This is a genomic window from Halorubrum depositum (assembly GCF_007671725.1).
GTDB classification, from domain to species: domain Archaea; phylum Halobacteriota; class Halobacteria; order Halobacteriales; family Haloferacaceae; genus Halorubrum; species Halorubrum depositum.
Map to the genome: position 1 here is coordinate 1,347,902 of NZ_VCNM01000002.1, position 23,482 is coordinate 1,371,383.

The following is a 23,482-nucleotide window of genomic DNA, read 5'->3' on the forward strand; positions in this document are numbered from 1 at the left end:
CCGCTCCGTGTTCGAGACTCACCTCGACGCGACGTACGCGTGGCTCGGCCTCGCCGCAGTGAGCGTCGCGACGGCCGGCGTCGCCGCGACGCTCCCGGCGTCGCCGCCGCCGGACGCGGCCGGTGTCGCACACACGATCGAGACGGTCGCCGACGGGGAGTACCCCGCGACGGCGGAACACGGACTCGCGGCCGATCGACTCCGTCTCACGCCTCGGTCGATCTCGCTCGACGGCGACGGCGGAAGCGCCCGGGCGCCGCTCCACGGGCCGCGGATAACGCCGGTCCCGCCCAGCGTACGGGGCGGTACGGATAACGACCGCCTCCGACGGGTGCTCGACGGCGTCCCGCCGGACGCCGCGTTCGACGACCCCGACGGGCTGGCCGCGGCGGCGGAGCGCGCGCGGAACGCCGACCGCGGGTGGCGACCGGCGCCGGAGCGGCTCACCGTGCGGCGAGTGCATTACGGAGGGGTACATGTCACGCTCGTCGGGTGAGCCGTCCGACGCCCGGAGCGGGACCGCGGACCGCGCCGCGGTCGAGCCGCTCGCCGCGCTCGTCGCGGTGCTGGCCGTCGGAGCGGCGCTGGGACTGTACGCCGTCGCGCTCGACGACGCGGCGGTCGATCGGGACCGACCGAGCGCCGAGACATCCCTCGACCGGGCCGAACGGGCGGCGACCGTCGGCAGCGTCGTCGAACCGGACCGGCTCCGCGACGTCGACGCGTTCCGATATCCGACGACGGTGACGGCCAGCGCCGACGGGAGGACGTGGCGGATCGAGTCGGGACCGAACGCACCGGAGGGTGCGGCGGTCGAGGGCGACGATGCGACCGCGGTCGCCGAGCGGCCGGTGACCGTGCGAGTCGGCCCGGGGCGGAACGTCCGCGGGACCCTTCGCGTGGTGGTCCGCCGGTGACGAGCACCGTGCTCGACGTGACGGTCCTGCTTCTCTGCGTGTCCGCGAGCGTCGTCGCGCTCGGGGGCGTCGGCGGGGATGCGGGGACAAACGGACCGACCGCCGACGAGACGGCCGATCGGCTGGTGACCGAGACGGTGACGGTCCGATACCGCGCCCCGGGAGCGGCGAACGACACCCGGACGGTGCACGCGACGCGCGCCGAACTGCTCGCGCTGCTCGTCGCAGGACGCGGAAGCGACGACGACCGCGCCTCGCGGGACGGCGAAGACGTCGCCCGAGACGCGTTCGAGTCGCGGGCGACGGAGGCGGTCGCCGCGGAACTGGGCGGTCGGACGCGGATCGACGCGACGGTTCCGGCGGCCGCGAACCGGGAGCGCGGGCCGTCGAGGTCGACGTCCGACCGACGCGTTCCGAGTCGCCGACCGACGCGGCGAGGGGCCGGCGCGGTGGCCGTGTCCGGCGGGCCAAACGCGCCGCGACCGCTCCGTCTGGATACCGTGCGCACCGGGAGCGCCGGGCCGCGAACCGAAACGGATCGACCGACGGACCGGGTGAAAACGGTCGCCGCCGGCCCCGAGCCGCCGCGGAACGCCGACGTGGCGACGGCGGTGGTCACGCATCCGGCGCCGGACCCCGCCGAGGCGGAGGGTCCGATTCGGATCGTCGTGAGGAGGTGGTGAGCGTGGCGAACCGCGACGGAGCGCCCGCTCGCGACGGACGGCGGTTCACGGTCGACGAGCGGGCGCGCGTCCCGTTCGCGCTGATCGGCGTGCTGCTGCTCGTGACGAGCACGGCGTACGCCGCGGGGATCGCGGACCAAGGACTCGTCGGCGAGGACCGGAGCGTCGAGCGGGCCGTCGAACGCGTCGACGCCGACGCCACCGCCGCGCTGCGGGCCGCGGCGCGCGACGCGGCGCACGACGCGGCGCGAGAACCGGTGACACGGGCGCCCGAGACGGGCGCCGCGGCCGGAGCGGTTCGCGAGGGATCGGCCTTCGCGGACGCGTTTCGGATCCGGCTCGCGGTCGCCGGCGCCGACGCGCTCTCCGCGGTCGACGCCGAGATCGGCTCGGTGAGGGCGACGGCGTCGCTGCCGGCGGTCGAGGACCGGCAAGACCTCGCGTCGGCCCGCGACCGCGTCCGCGTCGAGCCGGCGGCGAACGGGACCGCGACCCGGGTGACCTTCGAGGGGGTCGCGACGACCGCGACCCGGAACGGGCGAACGGTCGTGAACCGCACCGTGGACAGGACCGTCGTGGTGGCCGTCCCGACGCTCGCCGCCCACGAGCGGACGGAGCGGTTCGAAGAACGGCTCGACAGGGGGCCGGTCGAGGGACCGGGTCTCGGTCGACAGCTCACGGCGAGCCTCTATCCGATGACGTGGGCGAGGGGGTACGCGCAGTACGCCGGGGCGCCGGTCGAGAACGTCCTCGCGAACCGACACGTGGAGCTGTCGACGAACGCGGGGCTCGTCAGGACCCAGCGCGCCGTCTTCGGGACGAGCGATCCGGACGCCCGCGGCGGAGTCGCCCGGGCCACGGCGCGCACCGGGGTGAGCGACCTCCTCGCGCCCACCGGGGTCAAGGAAGCCTCGTGGACCGACGCGGTGCTCGGGGCACCGACGCCGACCGGTACCGCCGCGTCGCGAGCGGGCCCCGGAGGGGACTCGAACGGAGAGACGAGCGAGGACGACGCGTTCGAGGTGAAACGAAACCGGACGGAGGAGGAGACGCCGGTTCCGATCGGACACGCGGCGGACGTCGGCGCGACTCGCGTCCACGACGACCTCGACGAGGTGATCGGGGGCGCGTACCGGGTCGAGGCCGACGTGGCGACCGCGACGGCGCAGGTCGCGGACGGCGGGCGGCTCTCGCCTCCCTCTCCGGACGGCGCGGCGGCCGGCGAGTGGGAACGCGTCGACGCGTCGCGGTCAGAGCGCCTGGAGGGCGTCTCCGGAAGCGATGTGCCGCGGGGAATCCCCGCGGGTACCGTCGACCCCGGGGAGCCGGTCTCGTTCGGTGACGCGACCCGCGAGGTGACCGTCGAACGCACCGCGACGGCGACGTGGGAGCGGGAAGTCGTGGAGCGGGGTCCGAACGGGAGCGTCGTCGACCGCACCGTTCATCGGACGACCACGAGCGACGAGGCGACGGACCGCTACCGAGTCCGCGTCTCGGTGACGGGGCGGCACGCGCCGAGAGGCGGCGCACCGGACCGGCCCGCTGCGACGTTCGGGGCGGCGAGCGCGACCGGCGTCCCGGACCTGCGAGAGACGCCGGCGGCCGCGCGCTCGGCGCTCGGGGTCGACACGGCGACCGGGGTGGACAGCCTCGCGCGCGACGCGGTTCAGGGCGGCGACGTCGGCGATTCGACGGTCGTCCACGGGTCGCCGTCGGACGCCGGACGGGACCGCGTGGCGGCGGACGTCGCGGCGCTCGCCGCCGAGGTCCGGGAGTTCGAGACCGACGCATCGATGGAGGCGGCGGCGGTCGGCGAGGCGGAGCCGTACGCCGACCTCGCCGATGCGGTCCGCGACCGACGCGCGGCGCTCGTCGACGCGCCGGCGACGTACGACGGCGCGGCCGATCGGGCGCGGGTCGCCGCCCGCGCGACCTACGTCGACGCCGTCATCGAGGAGCTGGAGGCGGCCGCAGACGATCGCGAGACGGCGACTGACAGCGTGCTCGACGGCGTGAACGATGCGTTCGGCGGCCCCTCCGTCGGCGAGGCGATCGCCGCTCGCGAGGCCGCGAAGGATCCGGGCACGTACACGGTCGCCGACGACGGCCCCGGGGGAGCGGTGACCTTCTCGCCGCGGGGGTCTCCGGGGTACCTGCCGCGGACGACGGTCGAGGGCGAACGGGTGGACGCCGCGGAGGACGGCTCGACGCGGCCGCTCGCCGTCCGCAACGTGAACTACGCCACCGTCCCGTACGGCGAGCTGTCGAGCGGGATCGTGGACCGGATCCTCGGCGCCGGCGACACCGTCCGGATCGGCACCGCCGGGCGGGCGCTCCTCCTCGCCGACGAGGCGCTGGCCGCGGACGAGGATCCGGGGCTCCGCAACGACCGGGACGCGCTCGCGGAACGGGTCGGCGGCTCGCTGCGCGAAGTCGACCGCCAACTGGAGGGCGTACTGCGGGACCGGACCTCGCTGTCGCGGGAGGAACGGCGCGACGCGGTCGACGAGGCCGCCGCGTCCTACGGCTCGGCCGGCGACAGAGCGGCCGCGGTCGGCGAGGGCGAGTACGCCGAGCGGGTCGCCGCCGAGGCCGCGGCCGCCGGCTCGCTCTCGGCCGCGGCGGAGGCGTCGCTGGCCGCGCACCTCCGCGTCGCGACGCGGAACGCGGCGGGTCGAGACGACGTTCGGGTTCCGACGCGGATCGTCGAACCGCCGACGAAGGGCGCGCGGCTCCTGCCCAGGGACCGCATGGAGAAGGCGATAGAGAAGGAAGCCGCGCGCGCCGGCGGGGCCGCGACGAGGGAGCTGAGCGAGAGGGCAGCCGCGGAGCTCGGCGAGGAGTGGTCGCTGAAGCCCGCCCGGAGCGTCGGTGCGGGGCTCCCGGTCGCGCCGGTGCCCGGCTACTGGGTGACGACGGTGAACGCTTGGCGGGTGCAGGTCCGCGGGGAGTACCCGCGGTTCGCGCTGCGCGCCGACGTCGGCACGCCGGGCGAGCCGTTCGAGTACGTCCGACAGGAGGGCGACGTGACGATCGAGATCGACAGAGAGACCGTTCGGCTCGGCTCGACGGAGCCGGTCCGATTCGAGACGGGGACCGTCGTCGCGGTCGCGGTGCCCGCCGGCCCGCCGGGAGTCGGCGACGTCGACGGAGTCCGTGACGAGCGCTCGGCCGGGTGGCCCTGTCCGGGCGGGGCGGAGGCCTCGGACCGAGGGGAAAAAGCGTGCGCGACTCCGTGAGTCGACCGCAGCCGTTTTGAGAGGCGCCGACCGAGGGCGACCATGTTTCACGAGGTCGTCGAGGGCGGGACGGCGTCCGGTGTCGGTACGGGCGGGAGCCCCGACGCCGGCGAGAGCACCGACGCGGACGGGGACGAGGTGACCCCGGCCGCGTTGCTCGCGGCGTTCGAGGCGATGGTGCGCGAGTCGGTGACCGAGGCCGGGAGCGAGCGCGTCGTCGACGAGACCGGCGTCGACGAGCCGGCCGTCGAGGCGGCCGCCGCGGGCGACGCGGCGGATCTCGGCGTGACCGACGCGGCGGCGATCGTCGCGGTGACCGCCGACCGCGACGCCGACGCGCTCGTCGCGGAGCTGCGCGACCACCTGCTGATGGGGATGGCGACGGCGGTGCTCGACGTCGACACCATCGCGGCGGCGATCGACGCGGACCTCACCGGACAGGAGGTCCAACAGGTCCTCGAGGGGCGCGCGGGGATGACGCTGGAACAGCTCGCGGAGGTCATGGCGGTCATCGAGCGCCGCAAGCGATGAGGGTCGTCGTCGTCGGCTGCGGCTACGTCGGCCTCGAATTGACGGCGCAGCTCGCCGAGCGGGGACACGTGGTGACGGGCGTGCGGCGGTCGGACGCCGGGATCGACGCCATCGAGGAGATCGGAGAACAGATCGACGGCGGCGGCACGGTGGACGCGGCCCGCGCGGACGCGACCGACCCGGCGTCGATCGACGCGCTCCCCGACGCGGACGCCGTCGTCTTCGCGGCCAGCTCGGGCGGTCGCGGCGCCGACGCGGCCCGCGAGGTGTACGTCGACGGCCTCCGGAACGTGATCGAGGCGTACGCGGCGCGGCCGTCGCCGCCGGACAGGCTCGTCTACACCTCCTCGACGGGCGTGTACGGCGACCACGACGGCGCGTGGGTCGACGAGGAGACGCCGATCGACCCGACCACGGAGAAGACGCGAGTCCTCGCCGAGGCGGAGCGGATCGCGCTCGAGGCGGGCGACGACGCCGGGATAGACGGGACCGTCGCCCGGTTCGCGGGGCTGTACGGACCGGACCGGTATCGCCTGGAGCGGTACGTCGAGGGGCCCGTCACGGCGGGGTATCTCAACATGGTTCACCGGGACGACGCCGCGGGGGCGATCCGGTACCTCCTCGAGGCGGACCGCGCGCTCGGCGAGGCCGTCGTGGTCGTCGACGACGAGCCGGTCGACAAACATGCGTTCGCCGACTGGCTCGCCGACGAGTGCGGCGTGCCGCGGCCGGAGAAGCGGTCGAAGGCCGAGCGGATCGCGGCCGGCGACCTCTCCGCGGCCGCGGAACGGCGGATCCGAACGAGCAAGCGCTGTTCGAACGACCGCCTGCGCGCGCTCGGCTACGAGTTCGCCTACCCGACGTTCCGCGAGGGGTACCGCGACGCGGTGCGGTCGTTCCGCGCGGCCGAGGAGTAAGCGACCCCCGAGCCCGACGTCGTCTGTCGGTCGGAACAGTAACGAACCTTCATGTGGGGGGAGGGAGTCTCGGGGACACATGTGGAGCCTGAGCGCGACAGACGAGCGGCTCTCGCAGGCGGGGACGCTCGCTCGAGAGAACCCGGAGCTGACGGCGGTCGCGGTCGTCGTCGCGCTCGTCGCAGTCACCGGGGGATACCTCCTGTTCCGCGCCCGCTGGACGAGCGGCGTCCGGTTCCGGCGACTGCTGGCCGACCAGGACGAGATCACGGTGCTGATGCACCCGAACCCCGACCCGGACGCGATGTCGTCCGCCCTCGGCGTCGCGTCGCTCGCCTCGCAGGTCGGCGTCGACGCGACGGTGCAGTATCCCGGACAGATCCGCCATCAGGAGAACCGCGCGTTCCGAACGGTGCTCGACCTAGAGCTCGAGACGATCGAACACGTGAGCGACCTCGCCGCTGAGTCGGTCGTACTGGTCGACCACAACGAACCGCGGGGGTTCGCCGGCGCGGACGGCGTGCTCCCGATCGCGGTCGTCGACCACCACCCCGGCGACGGCGCGGGAGAGCGGTTCACCGACGTCCGCACCGACTACGGCGCGACCGCCTCCGTCGTCGCCGAGTACTTCAAGGAGAACGACGCGACCCCGGTCCCGCCGGACAAGCACGCGAGCGAGACCGACAGCGACCTCACCCTCCCGACGGACACCGCGACCGGACTGCTGTACGGGATCCTCTCCGACACGAAACACCTCACCGTCGGCGCGAGCGAGCCGGACTTCGCGGCCGCCGCGTACGTCTACCCCGGCGTCGATCAGGACCGCCTCGACCGCATCGCCAATCCCGCGGTCGACGCAGAGGTGTTGGAGGTGAAGGCGCGCGCCATCGCCGGGCGCCGCGTCGAGGGCTCGTTCGCGGTGGCCGACGTGGGCGGCGTGAACAACGTCGACGCGATCCCGCAGGCGGCCGACGAGCTGATCCAGCTCGAAGGGGTCAGCGCTGTCGTGGTGATCGGCGAGCGGGACGGGACGGTCCACCTCTCCGGACGCTCCCGGGACGACCGGGTCCACATGGGCAACGCGATCGAGTCGGTGCTCGCGGACGTCGAGAACGGCGACGGCGGCGGCCACTCGCGGATGGGCGGCGGGACCGTCGCACCGCGGATCGACCCGACGGGCGAGGACGGTCCGAAGGCGGTCGACCGGGACGAGCTGGCCGACGCGCTGTTCCGAGCGATGGCCGGCGACGTGTGACCGTCGTCGGGGAGCGGGGAGAGGCGCGGCGTCGGGTGCCAGTTTTTAATTGTCGGGCCGCGGAGTGGGCGGTATGAACCTCGATATCCCGACCGACGACGGCTGGCGCGCGCTCGCGGGCGTCGGCGTCGGCTACGCGCTCGCGACCGGGCTGGTCTTCCTCCTGCTGTTCGCGGTGCCGTACCTCGTCGTGCAGGCGTTGTAAGCGCGGAAAACCGGAGTGTAACCGGGATCAGGCGAACGCGAGCGAGTCGTCGGCGCCGCTCTCGTCGTCCTGCTGGAGCTTCTCGTGAGCCTCGAGGAAGTCGTCGAGCGTGACCTCGGTGCGGTCGTCGCGGATGGCGAACATCCCGGCCTCCGTGCAGATGGCCTTGATGTCGGCGCCGGACGCGTCGGGGGTCATCTCGGCGAGCTCGTCGAAGTCGATGTCGCTCGCGAGGTTCATCTTCCGGGTGTGGATCTGGAAGATGATCTCGCGGCCGTCGGTGTTCGGCTTGGGCACCTCGATGAGGCGGTCGAACCGGCCCGGGCGGAGGATGGCGGGGTCGAGCATGTCGAAGCGGTTCGTCGCGGCGATGATGCGGACCTCGCCGCGCTCGTCGAAGCCGTCCATCTCGGAGAGCAGCTGCATCATCGTCCGCTGGACCTCGGCGTCGCCCGACGTCTTCGAGTCCGTCCGCTTCGAGGCGATCGCGTCGATCTCGTCGATGAAGAGGACGGCGGGCTGGTTCTCGCGGGCGACCTCGAACAGGTCGCGGACGAGCTTCGCGCCCTCGCCGATGAACTTGTGGACGAGCTCGGAGCCGGCCATCTTGATGAACGTCGCGTCCGTCTCGTTGGCGACGGCCTTCGCGAGCATCGTCTTCCCCGTGCCCGGCGGGCCGTACAGCAGGACGCCGCTGGGCGGCGTGATCCCGACGTCCTCGAACATGTCGGGGTGTTCGAGGGGCATCTCGACGGTCTCGCGGACCTCCTGCATCTGGTCTTCGAGTCCGCCGATGTCGGCGTAGGTGACGTCCGGGGAGTGTTCGACCTGCATGACGCGGGCGCGGACGTCCGTCTCCTTCTCCAGCTTCTTCACGACCGAGAGGGAGTTGTTGACCGCGACCCGGTCGTCGGGGTCGAGCTTCTCGCGCATCTCCGCGGTGATCTCCGTGAGTGCCTCCTGGTTGTTGCCGTGCTGTTTGATCACGGCCCCGTCGGGCGTGATCTCCTGGACGGTCGCCACGAACAGCGGGGACTGCTTCAGCTTCTTGTTCTCGTGGGTGAGCCGCTCGAGCTTCTGCTGGTACTTGTTGTTCTCCGCGTTCGCGTCGAGGAGCTTGTCGCGCATCTCCTCGTTCTGCGACTCCAGCACGTCGAGCTCCTCCTGGAGGGACTCGATCTTCTCCTGTCTCGACGCCGACCCCTCGTAGGGCATCTCGACGTCGTCGACGGTGTCAGTCATTGTCCGTAATAAGGCGTCTCGCGCGTAAGAGGTTTCGGGTGGGGGAGAGTAGAGCGAGACGAACCGACGGAGTAATTCCTAGTGGTAATTAAACAGGATAGTAAATATTATCTAACGGCATGAGATAAGGCTAGGTACGCATGAGCACCACCGACGCCGTCACCGCCGACGAGGACGTCACGGACCGCTGGAACGCCGTCCGCGATCTGCCCCCGAGCGCGAAGCTCGTGGCCAAGGTCCTCGACTACAACGACACGCTGACGCAGAGCGAGCTCGCCGAGGAGACGCTGCTACCGCCCCGGACCGTCAGGTACGCGCTCTCGCGGCTGGAGGAGGAGGACGTGGTCGACTCGCGGTTCTCCTTCACCGACGCCCGGAAGCGGCTGTACACGCTCGCGGTGTGAGTCGGGGAGGCGGACGCGGCCGGAGCGGTCACGGCCGGAGCGGTCACCGTCGCCGACCGGGATCCCCCTCCTTATCGGCGATGCCGACGCAGAGGCGCCATGGTCTCGACCGCCGCCGTCAAACGGGCGCTGACCGCGTTGGCGACGCGCACCGACACCGCGACCCGGCCGTACGTCGCCGTGATCGACGAGGCCGAGGCCGCGCGAACCGACCTGCGTCGCGCCGCCGCCTTCGTCGACTCGGTCGGGCTCGACCGGCTGTCGGAGGCGGTCACGGCCGCGGAGCGCGACGGGAACGAGACCGCGGCCGAACGCGGTCGCGCCGCGCTCGCGGCCTACCGGGAATTTCGAGAGGCGGCGGCCGGCGGGGACCGGTGAACGGTGGTCGGACCGCCGCCCGCTCCCCGGGCCGCCGACCACTTCCGCCCCGCCCCCGGAACCCCTAAACCCGACACCGGCCAAGAGCCGGGCAGATGACGCGGGTGATCCACACCGGCGACACCCACATCGGGTACGCGCAGTACCACTCGCCGGTCCGACGACAGGACTTCCTCGACGCCTTCGCGGCCGTGGTCGACGACGCGGTCGACGGCGACGTCGACGCGGTGGTCCACGCGGGCGACCTCTTTCACGACCGACGGCCCGAGCTCGACGACCTGATGGGCACGATCTCCGTGCTCCGTCGGCTCGACGACGCCGGGGTCCCCTTCCTCGCGGTCGTCGGGAACCACGAGTCGACGCGGGGCGGCCAGTGGCTGGACCTGTTCGAGCGGCTGGGGCTCGCGACCCGGCTCGGCGACGGGCCGACGGTCGTCGGCGACACGGCCTTCTACGGGCTCGACCACGTCCCCGTCTCCCGCCGTGACGACCTCGACTACGCGTTCGCGGACCACGACGCGGAGTACGCGGCACTCGTCGCGCACGGCCTCTTCGAGCCGTTCGGCTACGCCGACTGGGACACCGAAGAAGTGCTCGCGGAGAGCGACGTCGCGTTCGACGCGATGCTCCTCGGCGACAACCACACGCCCGACGTCGCCGAGGTCGCGGACACGTGGGTCACCTACCCGGGATCCACCGAGCGAGCGAGCGCGAGCGAGCGAGAGGGACGCGGCTACAACCTCGTGACGTTCGACGCCGACGCCGCCGGGGGCGACGACCGCGTGGAGATCCGCCGGCGCGCGCTCGACACGCGCCCGTTCGTCTTCGTTGACGTCGACCTCCGCGAGGGTGAGGGCGCGGCGCGGGTCCGCGAGCGCGTCCGCCAACACGACCTCGACGACGCCGTCGTGCTCGTGAGCGTGACCGGCGACGGCGACCCCGTCACCCCGGCCGCGATCGAGGAGTTCGCGACCGAGGAGGGGGCGCTCATCGCCCGGGTCACCGACCGCCGCGAGGTCGAGACCGACGCCGAGGTCGACGTGAGCTTCGCCGACCCCGAGGACGCCGTGCGGGAGCGGATCGAGGAGATGGCGCTCTCCGAGGCCGCCCGCGACGTCGACGAGGCGGTCCGCGCCGACACGCTCCCCGACAGCAACGTCCGAGAGACGGTGAAGGGGCGGGTCGAGGATCGGATCGACGACCTCGACGCGTTCGCGGGCGGCGACGCAGGCAGCGACGACGCCGATAGCGACGACGAAGGAGGTGTCGACGCCGAGTCAGACGACGCCGGCGGCGGAGGAGAGCACGGCGAGAGCGACGCGGACGAGACGGACGGCGAGACCGCAACCGACGGCCAAGTGTCCATGGAGGACTACCTGTGAACTTCGACCGAATCCGCCTCTCGAACTTCAAGCCGTACGGCGACGCCGACCTCCGGCTGACGAAGGGGGTCACGGTCATCCACGGGCTCAACGGCAGCGGCAAGTCGTCGCTGCTGGAGGCCTGCTTCTTCGCGCTGTACGGGTCGAAGGCGCTCGACGGCACCCTCGACGACGTCGTCACGAAGGGCGAGGAGGAGACGGAGGTCGAGCTGTGGTTCACCCACGACGGGACGCCGTATCGCATCGAGCGGCGGCTCCGGGTGTACGACGACCGGATCGACCACCAGTGCACGCTCGAATCGACCGACGGGACCGACGCGAGTCGCGACGGCGCGCGGGCCGTGCGCGAGTTCGTCACCGAGCTGCTCCGGATGGACGCCGAGGCGTTCGTCGGCTGCGCGTACGTGCGACAGGGCGAGGTGAACGAGCTGATCGACGCCACCCCGCGGGAGCGGCAGGACACCATCGACGACCTGCTCCAGCTCGGGAAGCTAGAGGAGTACCGCGAGCGCGCCGGGGACGCCCGGCTCGGCGTCGAGGACGTGCTGGAGAACCGCCGCGGGCGGCTCGACCAGCTCGACGATCAGATCGCGGCGAAGGAGGAGCGCGACCTCCACGAGCGGCTCAACGGGCTCGAGAGCGATCTCTCCGAGGTCACCGACGAGATCGACCGCTACGAGGACCAGCGCGAGCGGGCGAGGGAGACGCGAGAGGCCGCCGCGGAGACGCTCTCGACCCACGCGGAGAAGCGCGAGGAGCTGGAGGCGGTCGAGGCGGAGATCGACGAGATCGAGGAAGCGATCCGCGAGGCCGAGCGCGAGCGCGACGAACACCGGGACGCGATCCGGGAGGCCCGCGAGCGGATCGACGAGACCGAGGCCGCGATCGACGACCGGCTCGACGAGGCCGGCCTCGATGCGGCCGACGAAGAGGCCGTCGCGGCCCGCCGCGAGGCGCTCGACGACCGCGAGGCGGAGCTCCGCGAGGCGCTCGACGAGGAGCGGGTGAGCGCCGAGGCGTTCCGAAATCAGGCGACGAACCTCGCCGGGAAGGCCGACGACCTCGCCGACCGCGCCGCGGAGCTGGAGGGCGAGGCCGACGACCTCGCCGACGAGGCCGACGCGGCCGCCGAGGAGGCCGAGGAGCGCGAGTTCTCGATCGAGGAGCTCCGCGCAGAGGCCGAGGGGCTCCGCGAGCGGTTCGCGACCGCCGACGTCGACCGCGACGGGGTCGCCGACGAGCGCGAGGCGCGTCGCGAGCGACGCGGCGAGGTCCGCGAGCGGATCGCGGAGCTGTCCGCGGAGCTGAAGAACGCCCGCGAGCGCGTCGACGAGGCCGAGGCGCTGCTCGCGGCCGGGAAGTGTCCCGAGTGCGGCCAGCCCGTCGAGGACTCGCCGCACGCGACCGGGATCGAGGAGGACCGCGAGCGCGTCGACGAGCTGGAGTCCGCGCTCGAGGCGGCCCGCGAACGCGAGACGGAACTCGACGAGCGGATCGAGGGACTGGACGGGCTCGCGAAGGCCGCGGACCGGCTCGACGAGATCGACGAGACGGTCGAGATGCTCGAGGAGCGGGTCGAGGAGAAGCGGGAGGAAGCGGAGCGGAAGCGAGAGGCGGCGGCGGAGAAGCGGGAGGCCGCGGCCGAGAAGCGCGAAGAAGCCGAGGAGACCCGAGAGGTCGCCGCGGAGAAGCGCGAGGAGGCCGAGGCGGCCGCGGATCGGGTGACCGAGCTCGAGGAGGCGCTCGCCGAGGTCGACGACGCCCGCGAGGCGGTGGACGCGGTCGAGGAGCGGACGGCGGCGGTCGCCGACGCGGAGTCGGCGATCGAGCGCCGCCGCGAGAGGCGGGCGACCCTCGAGGAGCTGAACGACGAGCGGCGCGACCGCCTCGCCGACAAGCGCGAGCGGCGCGACGAGCTCGCGGCCGCGGTCGACGAGGCGGCGGTCGACGAGGCGAAAAAGCGGAAGGAGGACGCCGAGGAGTACCTCGAGCGCGTCGACGGGGAGCTCGACCGGCTCGCGGAACGGCGGACGGAGCTGGAGAACGCGATCGGCGGCGTCAACGGCGAGATACGGGAGCTGGAGAACCTCCGTTCGGAGCGCGAGGAGCTGGCCGCGACCGTCGAGGCGCTCGAGGGGCTCCACGAGGAGACGAGCGAGCTGGAGGCGATGTACGGCGACCTCCGCGCGGAGCTCCGGCAGCGCAACGTCGCCGAGTTAGAGCGCACCCTCAACGAGACGTTCGATCTGGTGTACGGCAACGACGCCTACTCGCACATCGAGCTCGACGGCGAGTACGCGCTCACCGTCTACCAGAAAGACGGCGAGGCGCTCGACCCCGGGCAGCTCTCCGGCGGCGAGCGCGCCCTGTTCAACCTCTCGCTGCGATGCGCGATCTACCGGCTGCTCTCGGAGGGGATCGAGGGCGCGGCGCCGACCCCGCCGCTCATCCTCGACGAGCCGACCGTCTTCCTCGATTCCGGGCACGTCTCCCGACTCGTCCGGCTCGTCGAGGAGATGCGCGGCTTCGGCGTCGAGCAGATCCTCATCGTCAGCCACGACGACGAGCTGGTGGGCGCCGCCGACGAGCTGGTCACCGTCGAGAAGGAGCCGCGCTCGAACCGCTCGACGGCCCGCCGCGCGGACGCCGCCGAGCTCGACGTCGCGTCGCTCGCGGACGACTGATCGCGGCCGTCCCTCAGCCGCCCTCGGCGCGGTCGCGCCCCGCGGCAGCGTCCGCCTCGGATCCGCCCCGCAGGAGTGCGATCGCCTCGCTCGCGTCGTCCGTCGCGACGTATCCCCGCCGGCCGTCGACGTCGACCTCGTCGATCAGGCCGGCCGCGCGGAGCTCCGTGACCGTTCCGTGGAGGTCGGACTCGCACAGGTCGGTCGCGTCGAGCAGCTCGATCACGGGGAGCGGCCCCTCGTCGACGACAACGGCGAGCAGGCCGAGAGATCGGTCGTCGTGGACCGCGCGCATCGCTTTGCGGACCGACGCGGGGATCCCGGAGGCCGCGGTCGCGAGCGGCGACTCGCCGTCGACGACGCGGAGCTCGTCGTTGTCGACGTAGCGCTCCGCGCCCGTGGCCGGGTCGCGGACTCGGCTCGACTCCGCCGAGCGCTTCACGAGGAGGTACGTGTCGCCGTCGGCGTCGCGGACCGTCTGCATGGGTGAAAGAGCGCGGCCGCGAGGTATTACGTTTCCGGGGGTGCGTCCCGGTCGTCGCCGTCGGTGTCACCGTCGCCGTCGGTGTCGCCGTCGGTGTCGCCGTCGGGATCGTCTGCGGTCGCCTCGTCGGCGTCGGACTCGTCCCGCGAGCGCTCCCAGGCGCGGTACGTCTGGTAGGTCCGAACGCCGGCGAGGAGCCCGGCGGCGAGGAGGACCGGCCCGACCCGCGACCACCCCTCGAAGTACCACACCATCGGGCCGAGCGCGACGAGGAGCACCGCCGCGTTCGCGTAGATCACGGCGGCGACGAACGCGCGGAGCGTGTCGGAGTCGACGTCGCTCGCGCCCTCGAAGTCGCCGCCGTCGTCGAACGTCTTCACCGAGGGCGCCTTCGGGATGTCCGGCGTCATCTCCCGCTCGGCGTCGGAGCTCTCGCCGAAGGAGACCTCTCCCTCGTCGTCCTCGTCGAGGCTGAACACGACCGACCGTACGCGGGGACGGGGCAAAGGAGTTCCGTCCGATCGCGCCGCCTCAGAGCGCGTCTGCGAGCCGAACCGTTCGGCTCGCCTCGACCCACGCCAGGGGGTTCGCGGCGTCGAACAACACCACGTTCCCGTCGTCCTCGTACACCTCGACCTCGGCGTCGACCGCGTCGCGACCGGCCGGGCGAGCCACCGCGGGTTCCGAACGTGGGTCCGAAGACATGGACCGTGGTAAGTCATCACACATTAAATGCCTTTCCGTGGCGGGACTCCTCGCCGCACCCGAAAGCCGAGTTTTTTAGCCGGGTGCCGCCGAAGGACGTGTATGACTCAGTCGGGGCTGTCGGACTTCCCGTCGACCGGTGACGCGGACGACGGCGAGGACGGCGGCACGGAAACCGAACGAGAGGACCTCGCCGCGCGGGAGGCGGCCGTCGTCGCCGGCGGCGGGCGAGGCCGCGTCAGCGACGTCGTCGACGTCGACGAGGCGAAGTTCCCGGAGTCGACCGGGACCGTCGAGCTGATGATCACCCAGATCGACTACGCCGTGGAGGGGTACGGGAGCGACGAGTACCCCGTCGTCCACGTCTTCGGCCGGCGCCCGGCGGAGAGCGTCGACGGCGAGGACGACGTCCGTGAGCACGTCCGCGTGCTCGGCGTCGAGCCGTACTTCTACGTCCCCACCGCCGACCTCGACCGCGACCCCGTCGAGGCGTACGACGTCGTGATCGGGACGCGCGAGGAGGGCCCGGACGGCGAGCCGTACGAGAGCATCCGCGGCGAGCCGCTCACCCGGATCGTCACTCGCACGCCGCGCGACGTCGGGAACATCCGCGACGACTTCGAGACCAGCTTCGAGGCGGACATCCTCTTCCCGAACCGCTTCCTGATCGACAACGGGATCAACGGCGGGATGCGGGTCGAGGAGCGCCGGCTCGACGACGGCTCCGGGACGATGCAGGTCCACGAGGGACAGCTGGAGCCGGCCGAGGTCGACGCCGACCTCCGCGTGAACACCTTCGACATCGAGGTCGACGACCGGCGCGGCTTCCCCGAGGACGGCGAGGAGCCGATCATCTGTCTCACGAGCCACGACTCCTACGACGACGAGTACGTCGTCTGGCTGTACGACGCCCCCGAGGCCGAGATCCCGCCGCCCGAGGACCTCCCCGACTACGAGGGGATCGTCGACGACGGCGGGGAGCTCGATTTCAGGGTCCGCACGTTCGAGGAGGAGGCCGCGATGCTCGACGCGTTCGTCGACTACATCGACGACACCGACCCCGACCTCCTGACGGGGTGGAACTTCGAGGACTTCGACGCGCCGTACGTCCTCGATCGGATGGAGGTGCTCGACGACGGGAGCCAGTACGACCTCTCCGTCGATCGCCTCTCCCGGATCGGCGAGGTGTGGCGCTCCGGCTGGGGCGGCCCCGACATCAAGGGCCGCGTCGTCTTCGACCTGCTGTACGCGTACAAGCGGACGATGTTCACGGAGCTGGAGTCGTACCGCCTCGACGCCGTGGGCGAGCGCGAGCTCGGCGTCGGCAAGGAGCGGTACACGGGCGACATCGGCGACCTCTGGGAGCAGGACCCCGAGCGCCTCTTGGAGTACAGCATCCGCGACGTGGAGCTCTGCGTCGAGATCGACCGAAAACAGGACGTGATCGCCTTCTGGGACGAGGTGCGCACCTTCGTCGGCTGCAAGATCGAGGACGCGCCGACCCCCGGCGACACGGTCGACATGTACGTCCTCCACAAGGCGTTCGGGAAGTTCGCGCTCCCCACGAAGGGCCAACAGGAGTCGGAGGATTTCGAGGGCGGCGCCGTCTTCGACCCGATCACCGGCGTCAAGGAGATGGTGACGGTCCAAGACTTAAAGAGCCTCTACCCGATGTGCATGGTGACGATCAACGCGGGCCCGGAGACGAAGGTCGACCCCGCGGCGTACGACGGCGAGACGTACGTCGCGCCCAACGGGACGCACTTCCAGAAGGAGCCGGACGGGATCATGCGCGAGATGGTCGACGAGCTCCTCTCCGAGCGCGAGGAGAAGAAGGCGCTCCGGAACGACCACGACCCCGGCACCGAGCCGTACGAGCAGTACGACCGACAGCAGGGAGCTGTCAAGGTGATTATGAACTGCTTCACGCCGGATACCGAGGTCGTGACCCCCGACGGCGTGCGGTCGATCACGGACCTCGATGTCGGCGACGAAGTGTACTCCCTCGATCCGGACACCGAGGAAATGGAAATCAAGACCGTCGAGGAGACCCACGCGTACCCTGATTATCGGGGCGAACTCGTTGACGTCGAGACCTCGAAGATCGACTTTCGCGTGACGCCGAACCACCGGATGCTCGTCCGAAAGAACAAGACGAACGGTATCACCGAAGACGGGTACGGTTTCGTGGAGGCGGGCGACCTCGACCGGGCGACAAACTACGAACTGCCACACGATTGGGAGGGACCGGACGGCGAACGGATCGACGAGGTCGATCTGACCGAACTCGTCGACGGCGAGTACGAGGTGTGGGTCCGACCAAGCGTCCACGGCCACACGTTCACCGCCGAGCTGGGCTGGACGCCGCGGCGTGTCCCGAAAGCGGACGTCGGCCAGACCGGCTACGTGTTCACGGCAGAGGAGTTCGAGGAACACCGCGAGTACGTCGAGTCGGTGTGCGAGACGAGTTTCGTTCACCGCGAGTCCGGCCGGAAGTGGATCCCGCGGACCTACGACGGCGACGATTTCCTCAATCTGCTCGCGTGGTACGTCACCGAAGGAAACGTGTACACCTCAGAGGAGAAGACCTTCGGTGAGAATCACCGGGGCTCCGCGACGACGGTGAAGATCGCACAGAACGCCATCGCCGACGGGGGCGGCCACCACGCGAGCATCGGCGAACTGCTCGACGGGATGGGGTTGGACTACTACGTCGACGACCGCAGCTACCAGTTCACGTCGGAGCTCCTCGGAGATCTGCTCCGAGAGATCTGCGGCGGCGACAGTTTCGAGAAACGGATTCCGGACATCGTGTTCGATGCGATCCGGACACAGAAGCGCCGCTTCTTGGAAACGCTGATCGACGGCGACGGGGATCGACAGTCGGAATCGTGGCGGTACACGACGTCGAGCGAGGAGTTACGAGACGACGTGCTCCGACTGTGCACACACCTCGGCTTGACTGCGAGCTACAACCGTGACAGCGGGAGCTGGCGGATCTACGTGACGGAAGACGCGAAGAACACGCTGCGGATGCATCGGAGCGGATCGCGGAGCGAGGCCGAAGACGGCGTCTACTGCGTGACCGTCGAGGACAACCACACGCTCCTCGCGGGACGGAACGGGAAGTTCCAATTTGTCGGGCAGTCGTTATATGGCGTGACGGGATGGGATCGGTTCCGCTTGTACGACAAGGAGGGCGCCGCAGCCGTCACAGCGACCGGTCGGGAAGTTATCGACTTCACGGAGGAGGCAGCAGAAGAGCTTAATTATCAGGTATCTTATGGTGACACCGATTCAGTGATGTTGTCTCTGTCTGACATGTCGAAAGAAGAGGCAATCGAGACCTCCTTCGAGATAGAGGACCACATCAACGAGCGCTACGACGACTTCGCGCGCGACGAGCTCAACGCCGAGTTCCACCGTTTCCAGATCGAGTTCGAGAAGCTCTACCGGCGGTTCTTCCAGGCGGGCAAGAAGAAGCGATACGCCGGCCACATCATCTGGAAGGAGGGGAAAGACGTCGACGACATCGACATCACCGGCTTCGAGTACAAGCGCTCCGACATCGCACAGATTACGAAGGAGGTCCAGCAGAACGTCATCGAGACGATCGTGACGGGCGACGACATCGACCAGGACATGGAGGAGGTGAAGGCGTACCTCGTCGACGTCATCGCGCGCGTGCTCGACGGCGACGTCGACCTCGACGAGATCGGGATTCCGGGCGGGATCGGCAAGAAGCTGGACGCCTACGACACCCCGACCGCGCAGGTCCGGGGCGCGAAGTACGCGAACCGCATGCTCGGGACCAACTTCGGCAGCGGGTCGAAGCCGAAGCGGCTCTACATCGAGAAGGTCCACCCCGACTTCTGGCAGCGGATGGAAGAGGAGAAGGGACTCGACCCGCAGCGGGACCACCTGTACGGGGAGTTCAAGCGCGACCCCGACGTGATCTGCTTCGAGTACGCCGACCAGGTCCCCGACGAGTTCGAGGTCGACTGGGAGAAGATGCTGGACAAGACGCTGAAAGGGCCCATCGAGCGCGTCATCGAGGCGCTCGGCATGTCCTGGGAGGAGGTCAAAACCGGCCAGGAACAGACCGGACTCGGCTCGTTCATGTAGGCGAATCGTTTCGGGGAAAGGAGTTTTCGATCGTTGGAAAAATTCTTACTGAATTCGAGAGTTTTGGCAGGGAAAGTCGTAACCATTAACCCCCTCAACCACCACCGTCAACGTACGAGGCACGAGAATACACATGGCTACTCTCGAAATCAACGATCTTCACGCACGAGTGGCGGAAGAGGGCGGCGAACGCATCCTTCGCGGGGTCGATCTGACCGTCGAGTCCGGCGACATCCACGCGCTGATGGGGCCGAACGGCTCCGGGAAGTCGACGCTCGCGAAGGTCATCGCCGGCCACCCGGCGTACGAGGTCACCGACGGCGAGGTCCTGCTCCACCTCGACGAGGAGGACGTCGCCGACCTCGACGACGACCTCGACGACGAGGACTACCACTGGAAGCTGCTGGAGCTGGAGCCGAACGAGCGCGCCGCGCTCGGCATCTTCCTCGGCTTCCAGTACCCGGCGGAGATCGAGGGCGTCACCATGACGAACTTCCTCCGGCAGGCGCTCAACGCGAAGGCGGACGAGCGCGAGGAGCTGTTCGAGGACGAGGAGGGCGAGGAGGCCGACGCCGACGAGGACGACGACGGGTACGAGACCTCCCCGATGGAGGGCCCCGCCGACGACGGCGAGATCGGCGTCGCCGAGTTCCAGCAGATCCTCTCGGAGAAGATGGAGCTGCTCGACATGGACGAGAAGTTCATGCAGCGCTACCTCAACGCCGGCTTCTCCGGCGGCGAGAAGAAGCAGAACGAGGTCCTGCAGGCCGCGATGTTAGAGCCCGCGATCGCCGTGCTCGACGAGATCGACTCCGGGCTCGACATCGACCGGCTCCAGGACGTCTCCGAGGGCATCAACGCGCTCCGCGACGAGCAGGGCACGGGCGTCCTCCAGATCACCCACTACCAGCGGATCCTCGACTACGTCGAGCCCGACCACGTCCACGTAATGTTAGACGGACAGGTCGTCAAGAGCGGCGGCGCGGAGCTCGCCGAGAAGCTCGAGGACAAGGGGTACGACTGGGTCCGCGAGGACGCGTTCGAGACGGCGTAACCACAAATGGTCACGCAACAGGAATAAACGGGGGAGCACGTAAGACATTATCATGAGTTCACAACAAGACGACCTCAAAGAGACAGACACCGAGGCCCGCTTCGAGTTCAAGAAGGAGGAGAAGTCCGCCTTCCAGACCGAGAAGGGCCTCACCGAGGAGACGGTCCGCGTCATCTCGGAGGACAAGGACGAACCGGAGTGGATGCTGGAGCGGCGCCTGCGCGCGCTCGAGCAGTTCCAGGAGATGCCGATGCCGACCGACTGGCCCGGACAGCCGGACCTGAGCGAGGTCGACGTCGACGAGATCATCCCGTACATCCGGCCGGACGTCGACGTCCGAGCCGGCGTGGACGACTGGACGGAGCTCCCGGACGAGATCAAAGACACCTTCGACAAGCTGGGCATCCCGGAGGCCGAGAAAAACGCGCTCTCCGGCGTCGGCGCGCAGTACGAGTCGGAGGTCGTCTACCAGAACATGCAGGAGCGCTGGGAGGAGAAGGGCGTCATCTTCTGTAACATGGACGAGGCCGTCCAGGAGCACGAGGAGATCGTCCGCGAGCACTTCATGACGAAGTGCGTCCCGCCGAGCGACAACAAGTTCGCGGCGCTCCACGGCGCCATCTGGTCCGGCGGCTCGTTCGTCTACGTGCCGGAGAACACCACCGTCGACATGCCGGTGCAGGCGTACTTCCGGATGAACTCCGAGGGGATGGGCCAGTTCGAGCACACGCTCATCATCGCCGAGGAGGGGTCGGAGGTCCACTACATCGAGGGCTGTTCCGCGCCGAAGTACTCGGCGTTCAACCTCCACTCCGGCGGCGTCGAGGTGTTCGTCGGGGAGGACGCGCACGTCCAGTACTCCACGGTGCAGAACTGGTCGAAGAACACGTACAATCTGAACACGAAGCGCGCCATCGCCGAGAAGGGAGGGCGCATGGAGTGGATCTCGGGGTCGATGGGGTCGAAGGCGACGATGCTGTACCCCTCGACGATCCTGAAGGGGCGCGGCGCCTCCGACAACCACATCACCATCGCCTTCGCGGGCGAGGGCCAGGACATCGACACCGGCGCGAAGGTGTACCACAACGCGCCGGACACCAAGTCGACCGTCGAGTCGAAGTCGATCGCGAAGGACGGCGGCCGCACCAACTACCGCGGCCTCGTCCACATCGCGGACGGCGCCGAGAACTCCTCGACAGCCGTGGAGTGCGACGCGCTGATGTTCGACAACGAGTCGACGTCGGACACGATGCCGTACATGGAGATCAACGAGTCGAAGGTCGACGTCGCCCACGAGGCGACCGTCGGGAAGATCGGCGACGAGGACATCTTCTACCTGCAGTCGCGCGGCCTCGACGACGACGACGCCAAGCAGATGATCGTTTCGGGCTTCATCGAGCCCATCACGGAGGAGCTGCCTATCGAGTACGCCGTCGAGCTCAACCGGCTCGTCGAGCTCGAGATGGAGGGCTCGCTCGGATAACATGAGCACGAAAGCAATCGAGAGCCTCTCGGAGGACACGGTACGACGCATCGCCGACGAACGCGACGAGCCCGAGTGGCTCCTCGAGACCCGCCTGAACGCGCTCGCCGCGCTGGAGACGGCCGACCTGCCCGACGTCATCCAGACGCCCGGGCGCCGCTGGACCGACCTGGAGTCGCTCGACTTCGAGTCGCTCGTCGACCCGCTGAACCAGTCCGACGCCACGGAGCGGGCGGCCGGCGACGACGAGGTCGTCGTCCTCCCCTTCACCGAGGCGTTCGACGAGTACGGCGACGTCATCGAGGCGAACTTCGGCTCGGTGCTCGATCCCGAGCACAACTACCTCACGGCGCTTTCGGTCGCGCTCTTTACCACCGGCACGTTCGTCTACGTCCCCGAGGGCGTCGACGTCGAGGACGTGACGGTGCGCGCGGAGATGAACTCCCGCTCGCTGTTCAGCCAGACGCTCGTCGTCGCCGAGGAGTCGTCGTCGGTGACGATCCTCGAATCGATCGAGAGCGGTGACAGCGAGGTCGACGGCGACCGGTACTTCTCGAACCTCGTCGAGATCGCCGCGGGCGAGAACTCGAACGTCCAGTTCGGCTCGCTCCAGAATCTCGACGACGACTCGTACACCTACTCGCTGAAGCGCGGCGAGACGGACGCGTACGCGACGGTCGACTGGATCGAGAGCAACTTCGGCTCGAAGCTCACCCGCTCCGACGTCGAGACCGAGCTGAACGGCGACGGCTCCGAGAGCCAGATCGTCGGGACGTTCTTCGGCACCGACGACCAGCACTTCGACCTGAACGCTCGCGTCTGGCACCAGGCCGAGCACACGACGGCCGACCTGGTCACGCGCGGCGTGCTCGACGACGTGGCCCGCTCCGTCTACGAGGGCGTCCAGGACGTCGGCGAGGACGCGTGGAACACGTCCAGCTACCAGCGCGAGAACACGCTGATGCTGTCGGACGACGCCGAGGCCGACGCGTCGCCGAAGCTGATCATCCACAACCACGACACCGAGGCGTCGCACTCCGCGACGGTCGGGCAGGTCGACGCCGAGGACCTGTTCTACCTCGAGAGCCGCTCGATCGACTCCCGCACGGCGCGGAACATGCTCGTCGAGGGCTTCTTCGTCCCCGTGTTAGAGGAGATCGCGGTCGACGAGTTCCGCGACGACGTTCAGGAGCTCGTCCTCCAGCGGCTCCGGTAGGCGGAGTCGCCGCTTTTTCGCCGAGATAGATCCCGTTACTCGGAGCCGCCCGGCTTCTCGACCTCGGCGACGACGACGTCCCAGTCGGGGTGTTCCGCGCCGTTTCGGCACTCCCACCCGCCTTCGACGTCGACGCCCGTCCGGTGCGCGCGGCGAAGCAGCGCCTGCAGTTCGGTGCGGAACCCCGCCTCGTCCGACGGCGCCTCGTCCTCGGAGCTCACGCGGACGGGAGCCCCTCGCTCCCGGTGCTGCCGTCGTCGTCGAGCGTGCGATTCGCGATCACCGCGTCGTCGGTGACGGTGACCTCGCGTCCCGCGACCGTGGAGGTGACGCGAACGTCGCCGTCGGTCGAACCCCTGAAGAGCGCGTCGAGCGACTCGACGTCGATCGATTGAAACAGCGGGTCCATCTCGGTCGGATCGACGTCCAAAATCTCTGCGAGGGTCGCGATGACCGCCATACTGGCCGATGTCTTCATCCGGTCGTACCGTGCCAGATACGTCTCTGACCCCGGACGAAAAACGAACGACTCGAGAATGATTCCGGGGCCTCTGATGGACATATAACGGTGTAACAGT

General features: G+C 69.9%; 22 protein-coding genes. 16 read left to right on the forward strand and 6 right to left on the reverse strand.

The window, feature by feature from the left end:
• Nucleotides 1-7: 7 nt before the first annotated feature.
• The 8 genes from FGM06_RS14210 to FGM06_RS16385 all read left to right on the forward strand — a co-directional run bounded on the left by FGM06_RS14210 (nt 8) and on the right by FGM06_RS16385 (nt 7,747).
• Nucleotides 8-496, forward strand: a complete 489-nt coding sequence (locus FGM06_RS14210; protein WP_144799882.1) for a DUF7283 family protein — start codon at nt 8-10, stop codon at nt 494-496.
• Complete coding sequence (locus tag FGM06_RS14215; RefSeq protein WP_144799883.1) at nt 477-917, forward strand: DUF7285 family protein; 441 nt, start codon at nt 477-479, stop codon at nt 915-917. The genes FGM06_RS14210 and FGM06_RS14215 overlap by 20 nt, the downstream gene beginning before the upstream one ends.
• Nucleotides 914-1,600: a DUF7284 family protein gene (locus tag FGM06_RS14220; protein WP_144799884.1), complete on the forward strand. Its 687-nt coding sequence runs from the start codon at nt 914-916 to the stop codon at nt 1,598-1,600. Before FGM06_RS14215 ends, FGM06_RS14220 begins: the two co-directional genes overlap by 4 nt.
• Nucleotides 1,594-4,839 (forward strand): DUF7286 family protein, encoded by a 3,246-nt coding sequence (locus tag FGM06_RS14225; protein ID WP_144799885.1) that lies wholly within the window; start codon nt 1,594-1,596, stop codon nt 4,837-4,839. Before FGM06_RS14220 ends, FGM06_RS14225 begins: the two co-directional genes overlap by 7 nt.
• A 42-nt stretch (nt 4,840-4,881) precedes the next feature.
• Nucleotides 4,882-5,370, forward strand: coding sequence for a DUF5791 family protein (locus FGM06_RS14230; RefSeq protein WP_144799886.1), 489 nt, complete (start codon nt 4,882-4,884; stop codon nt 5,368-5,370).
• Entirely contained in the window at nt 5,367-6,287 is a 921-nt protein-coding gene (locus tag FGM06_RS14235) for an NAD-dependent epimerase/dehydratase family protein (RefSeq protein WP_144799887.1), read from the forward strand. Before FGM06_RS14230 ends, FGM06_RS14235 begins: the two co-directional genes overlap by 4 nt.
• Before the next feature lie 79 nt (nt 6,288-6,366).
• A complete protein-coding gene (locus FGM06_RS14240) occupies nt 6,367-7,542 on the forward strand; it encodes a DHH family phosphoesterase (RefSeq protein WP_144799888.1) in 1,176 nt (391 codons plus the stop codon).
• A 73-nt stretch (nt 7,543-7,615) separates the two neighbouring features.
• The gene (locus FGM06_RS16385) at nt 7,616-7,747 is read left to right on the forward strand and encodes a hypothetical protein (protein WP_277752408.1); all 132 of its coding nucleotides are present in this window, start codon (nt 7,616-7,618) and stop codon (nt 7,745-7,747) included.
• 27 nt (nt 7,748-7,774) lie between these two features.
• On the opposite strand, the gene pan1 is transcribed toward FGM06_RS16385, so the two are convergent.
• The gene (gene pan1 / locus FGM06_RS14245; protein WP_144799889.1) at nt 7,775-8,989 is read right to left on the reverse strand and encodes a proteasome-activating nucleotidase Pan1; all 1,215 of its coding nucleotides are present in this window, start codon (nt 8,987-8,989) and stop codon (nt 7,775-7,777) included.
• 140 nt (nt 8,990-9,129) lie between these two features.
• On the opposite strand from pan1, the gene FGM06_RS14250 reads away from it, so the two are divergent.
• From FGM06_RS14250 to rad50, 4 genes are all read left to right on the forward strand, one after another.
• Nucleotides 9,130-9,393, forward strand: coding sequence for a MarR family transcriptional regulator (locus tag FGM06_RS14250; RefSeq protein WP_144799890.1), 264 nt, complete (start codon nt 9,130-9,132; stop codon nt 9,391-9,393).
• A 99-nt stretch (nt 9,394-9,492) separates the two neighbouring features.
• On the forward strand, nt 9,493-9,771 hold the full coding sequence (locus FGM06_RS14255; protein ID WP_144799891.1) for a hypothetical protein: 279 nt from the start codon (nt 9,493-9,495) through the stop codon (nt 9,769-9,771).
• Between the two features lie 95 nt (nt 9,772-9,866).
• Nucleotides 9,867-11,153 carry a DNA double-strand break repair protein Mre11 gene (gene mre11, locus FGM06_RS14260; RefSeq protein WP_144799892.1) on the forward strand — a complete coding sequence of 429 codons (1,287 nt, stop codon included), beginning with the start codon at nt 9,867-9,869 and terminating at the stop codon, nt 11,151-11,153.
• Nucleotides 11,150-13,837 (forward strand): DNA double-strand break repair ATPase Rad50, encoded by a 2,688-nt coding sequence (gene rad50 / locus FGM06_RS14265; protein ID WP_144799893.1) that lies wholly within the window; start codon nt 11,150-11,152, stop codon nt 13,835-13,837. The genes mre11 and rad50 overlap by 4 nt, the downstream gene beginning before the upstream one ends.
• Before the next feature lie 13 nt (nt 13,838-13,850).
• Here rad50 and FGM06_RS14270 read toward each other — a convergent pair whose 3' ends face one another.
• The 3 genes from FGM06_RS14270 to FGM06_RS16130 are packed head-to-tail and all read right to left on the reverse strand — an operon-like array spanning nt 13,851 to nt 15,026.
• The gene (locus FGM06_RS14270) at nt 13,851-14,321 is read right to left on the reverse strand and encodes a DUF7346 family protein (RefSeq protein WP_144799894.1); all 471 of its coding nucleotides are present in this window, start codon (nt 14,319-14,321) and stop codon (nt 13,851-13,853) included.
• A 26-nt stretch (nt 14,322-14,347) separates the two neighbouring features.
• The gene (locus FGM06_RS14275) at nt 14,348-14,800 is read right to left on the reverse strand and encodes a DUF7322 domain-containing protein (protein WP_144799895.1); all 453 of its coding nucleotides are present in this window, start codon (nt 14,798-14,800) and stop codon (nt 14,348-14,350) included.
• Between the two features lie 52 nt (nt 14,801-14,852).
• The gene (locus FGM06_RS16130; protein WP_186311030.1) at nt 14,853-15,026 is read right to left on the reverse strand and encodes a DUF7331 family protein; all 174 of its coding nucleotides are present in this window, start codon (nt 15,024-15,026) and stop codon (nt 14,853-14,855) included.
• A gap of 102 nt (nt 15,027-15,128) precedes the next feature.
• On the opposite strand from FGM06_RS16130, the gene FGM06_RS14280 reads away from it, so the two are divergent.
• From FGM06_RS14280 to sufD, 4 genes are all read left to right on the forward strand, one after another.
• A complete protein-coding gene (locus FGM06_RS14280) occupies nt 15,129-19,151 on the forward strand; it encodes a DNA polymerase domain-containing protein (RefSeq protein ID WP_144799896.1) in 4,023 nt (1,340 codons plus the stop codon).
• Nucleotides 19,152-19,284: 133 nt separating this feature from the next.
• Complete coding sequence (locus FGM06_RS14285) at nt 19,285-20,205, forward strand: ABC transporter ATP-binding protein (protein ID WP_144799897.1); 921 nt, start codon at nt 19,285-19,287, stop codon at nt 20,203-20,205.
• A gap of 52 nt (nt 20,206-20,257) precedes the next feature.
• Nucleotides 20,258-21,688: a Fe-S cluster assembly protein SufB gene (gene sufB / locus FGM06_RS14290; protein WP_144799898.1), complete on the forward strand. Its 1,431-nt coding sequence runs from the start codon at nt 20,258-20,260 to the stop codon at nt 21,686-21,688.
• A gap of 1 nt (nt 21,689) precedes the next feature.
• Complete coding sequence (sufD, locus tag FGM06_RS14295) at nt 21,690-22,904, forward strand: Fe-S cluster assembly protein SufD (RefSeq protein WP_144799899.1); 1,215 nt, start codon at nt 21,690-21,692, stop codon at nt 22,902-22,904.
• A 35-nt stretch (nt 22,905-22,939) separates the two neighbouring features.
• Here sufD and FGM06_RS14300 read toward each other — a convergent pair whose 3' ends face one another.
• Both FGM06_RS14300 and FGM06_RS14305 read right to left on the reverse strand, forming a co-directional pair.
• Complete coding sequence (locus FGM06_RS14300) at nt 22,940-23,125, reverse strand: hypothetical protein (RefSeq protein WP_144799900.1); 186 nt, start codon at nt 23,123-23,125, stop codon at nt 22,940-22,942.
• The gene (locus FGM06_RS14305; protein ID WP_321167645.1) at nt 23,122-23,466 is read right to left on the reverse strand and encodes a HalOD1 output domain-containing protein; all 345 of its coding nucleotides are present in this window, start codon (nt 23,464-23,466) and stop codon (nt 23,122-23,124) included. The genes FGM06_RS14300 and FGM06_RS14305 overlap by 4 nt, the downstream gene beginning before the upstream one ends.
• Between the last annotated feature and the right edge of the window lie 16 nt (nt 23,467-23,482).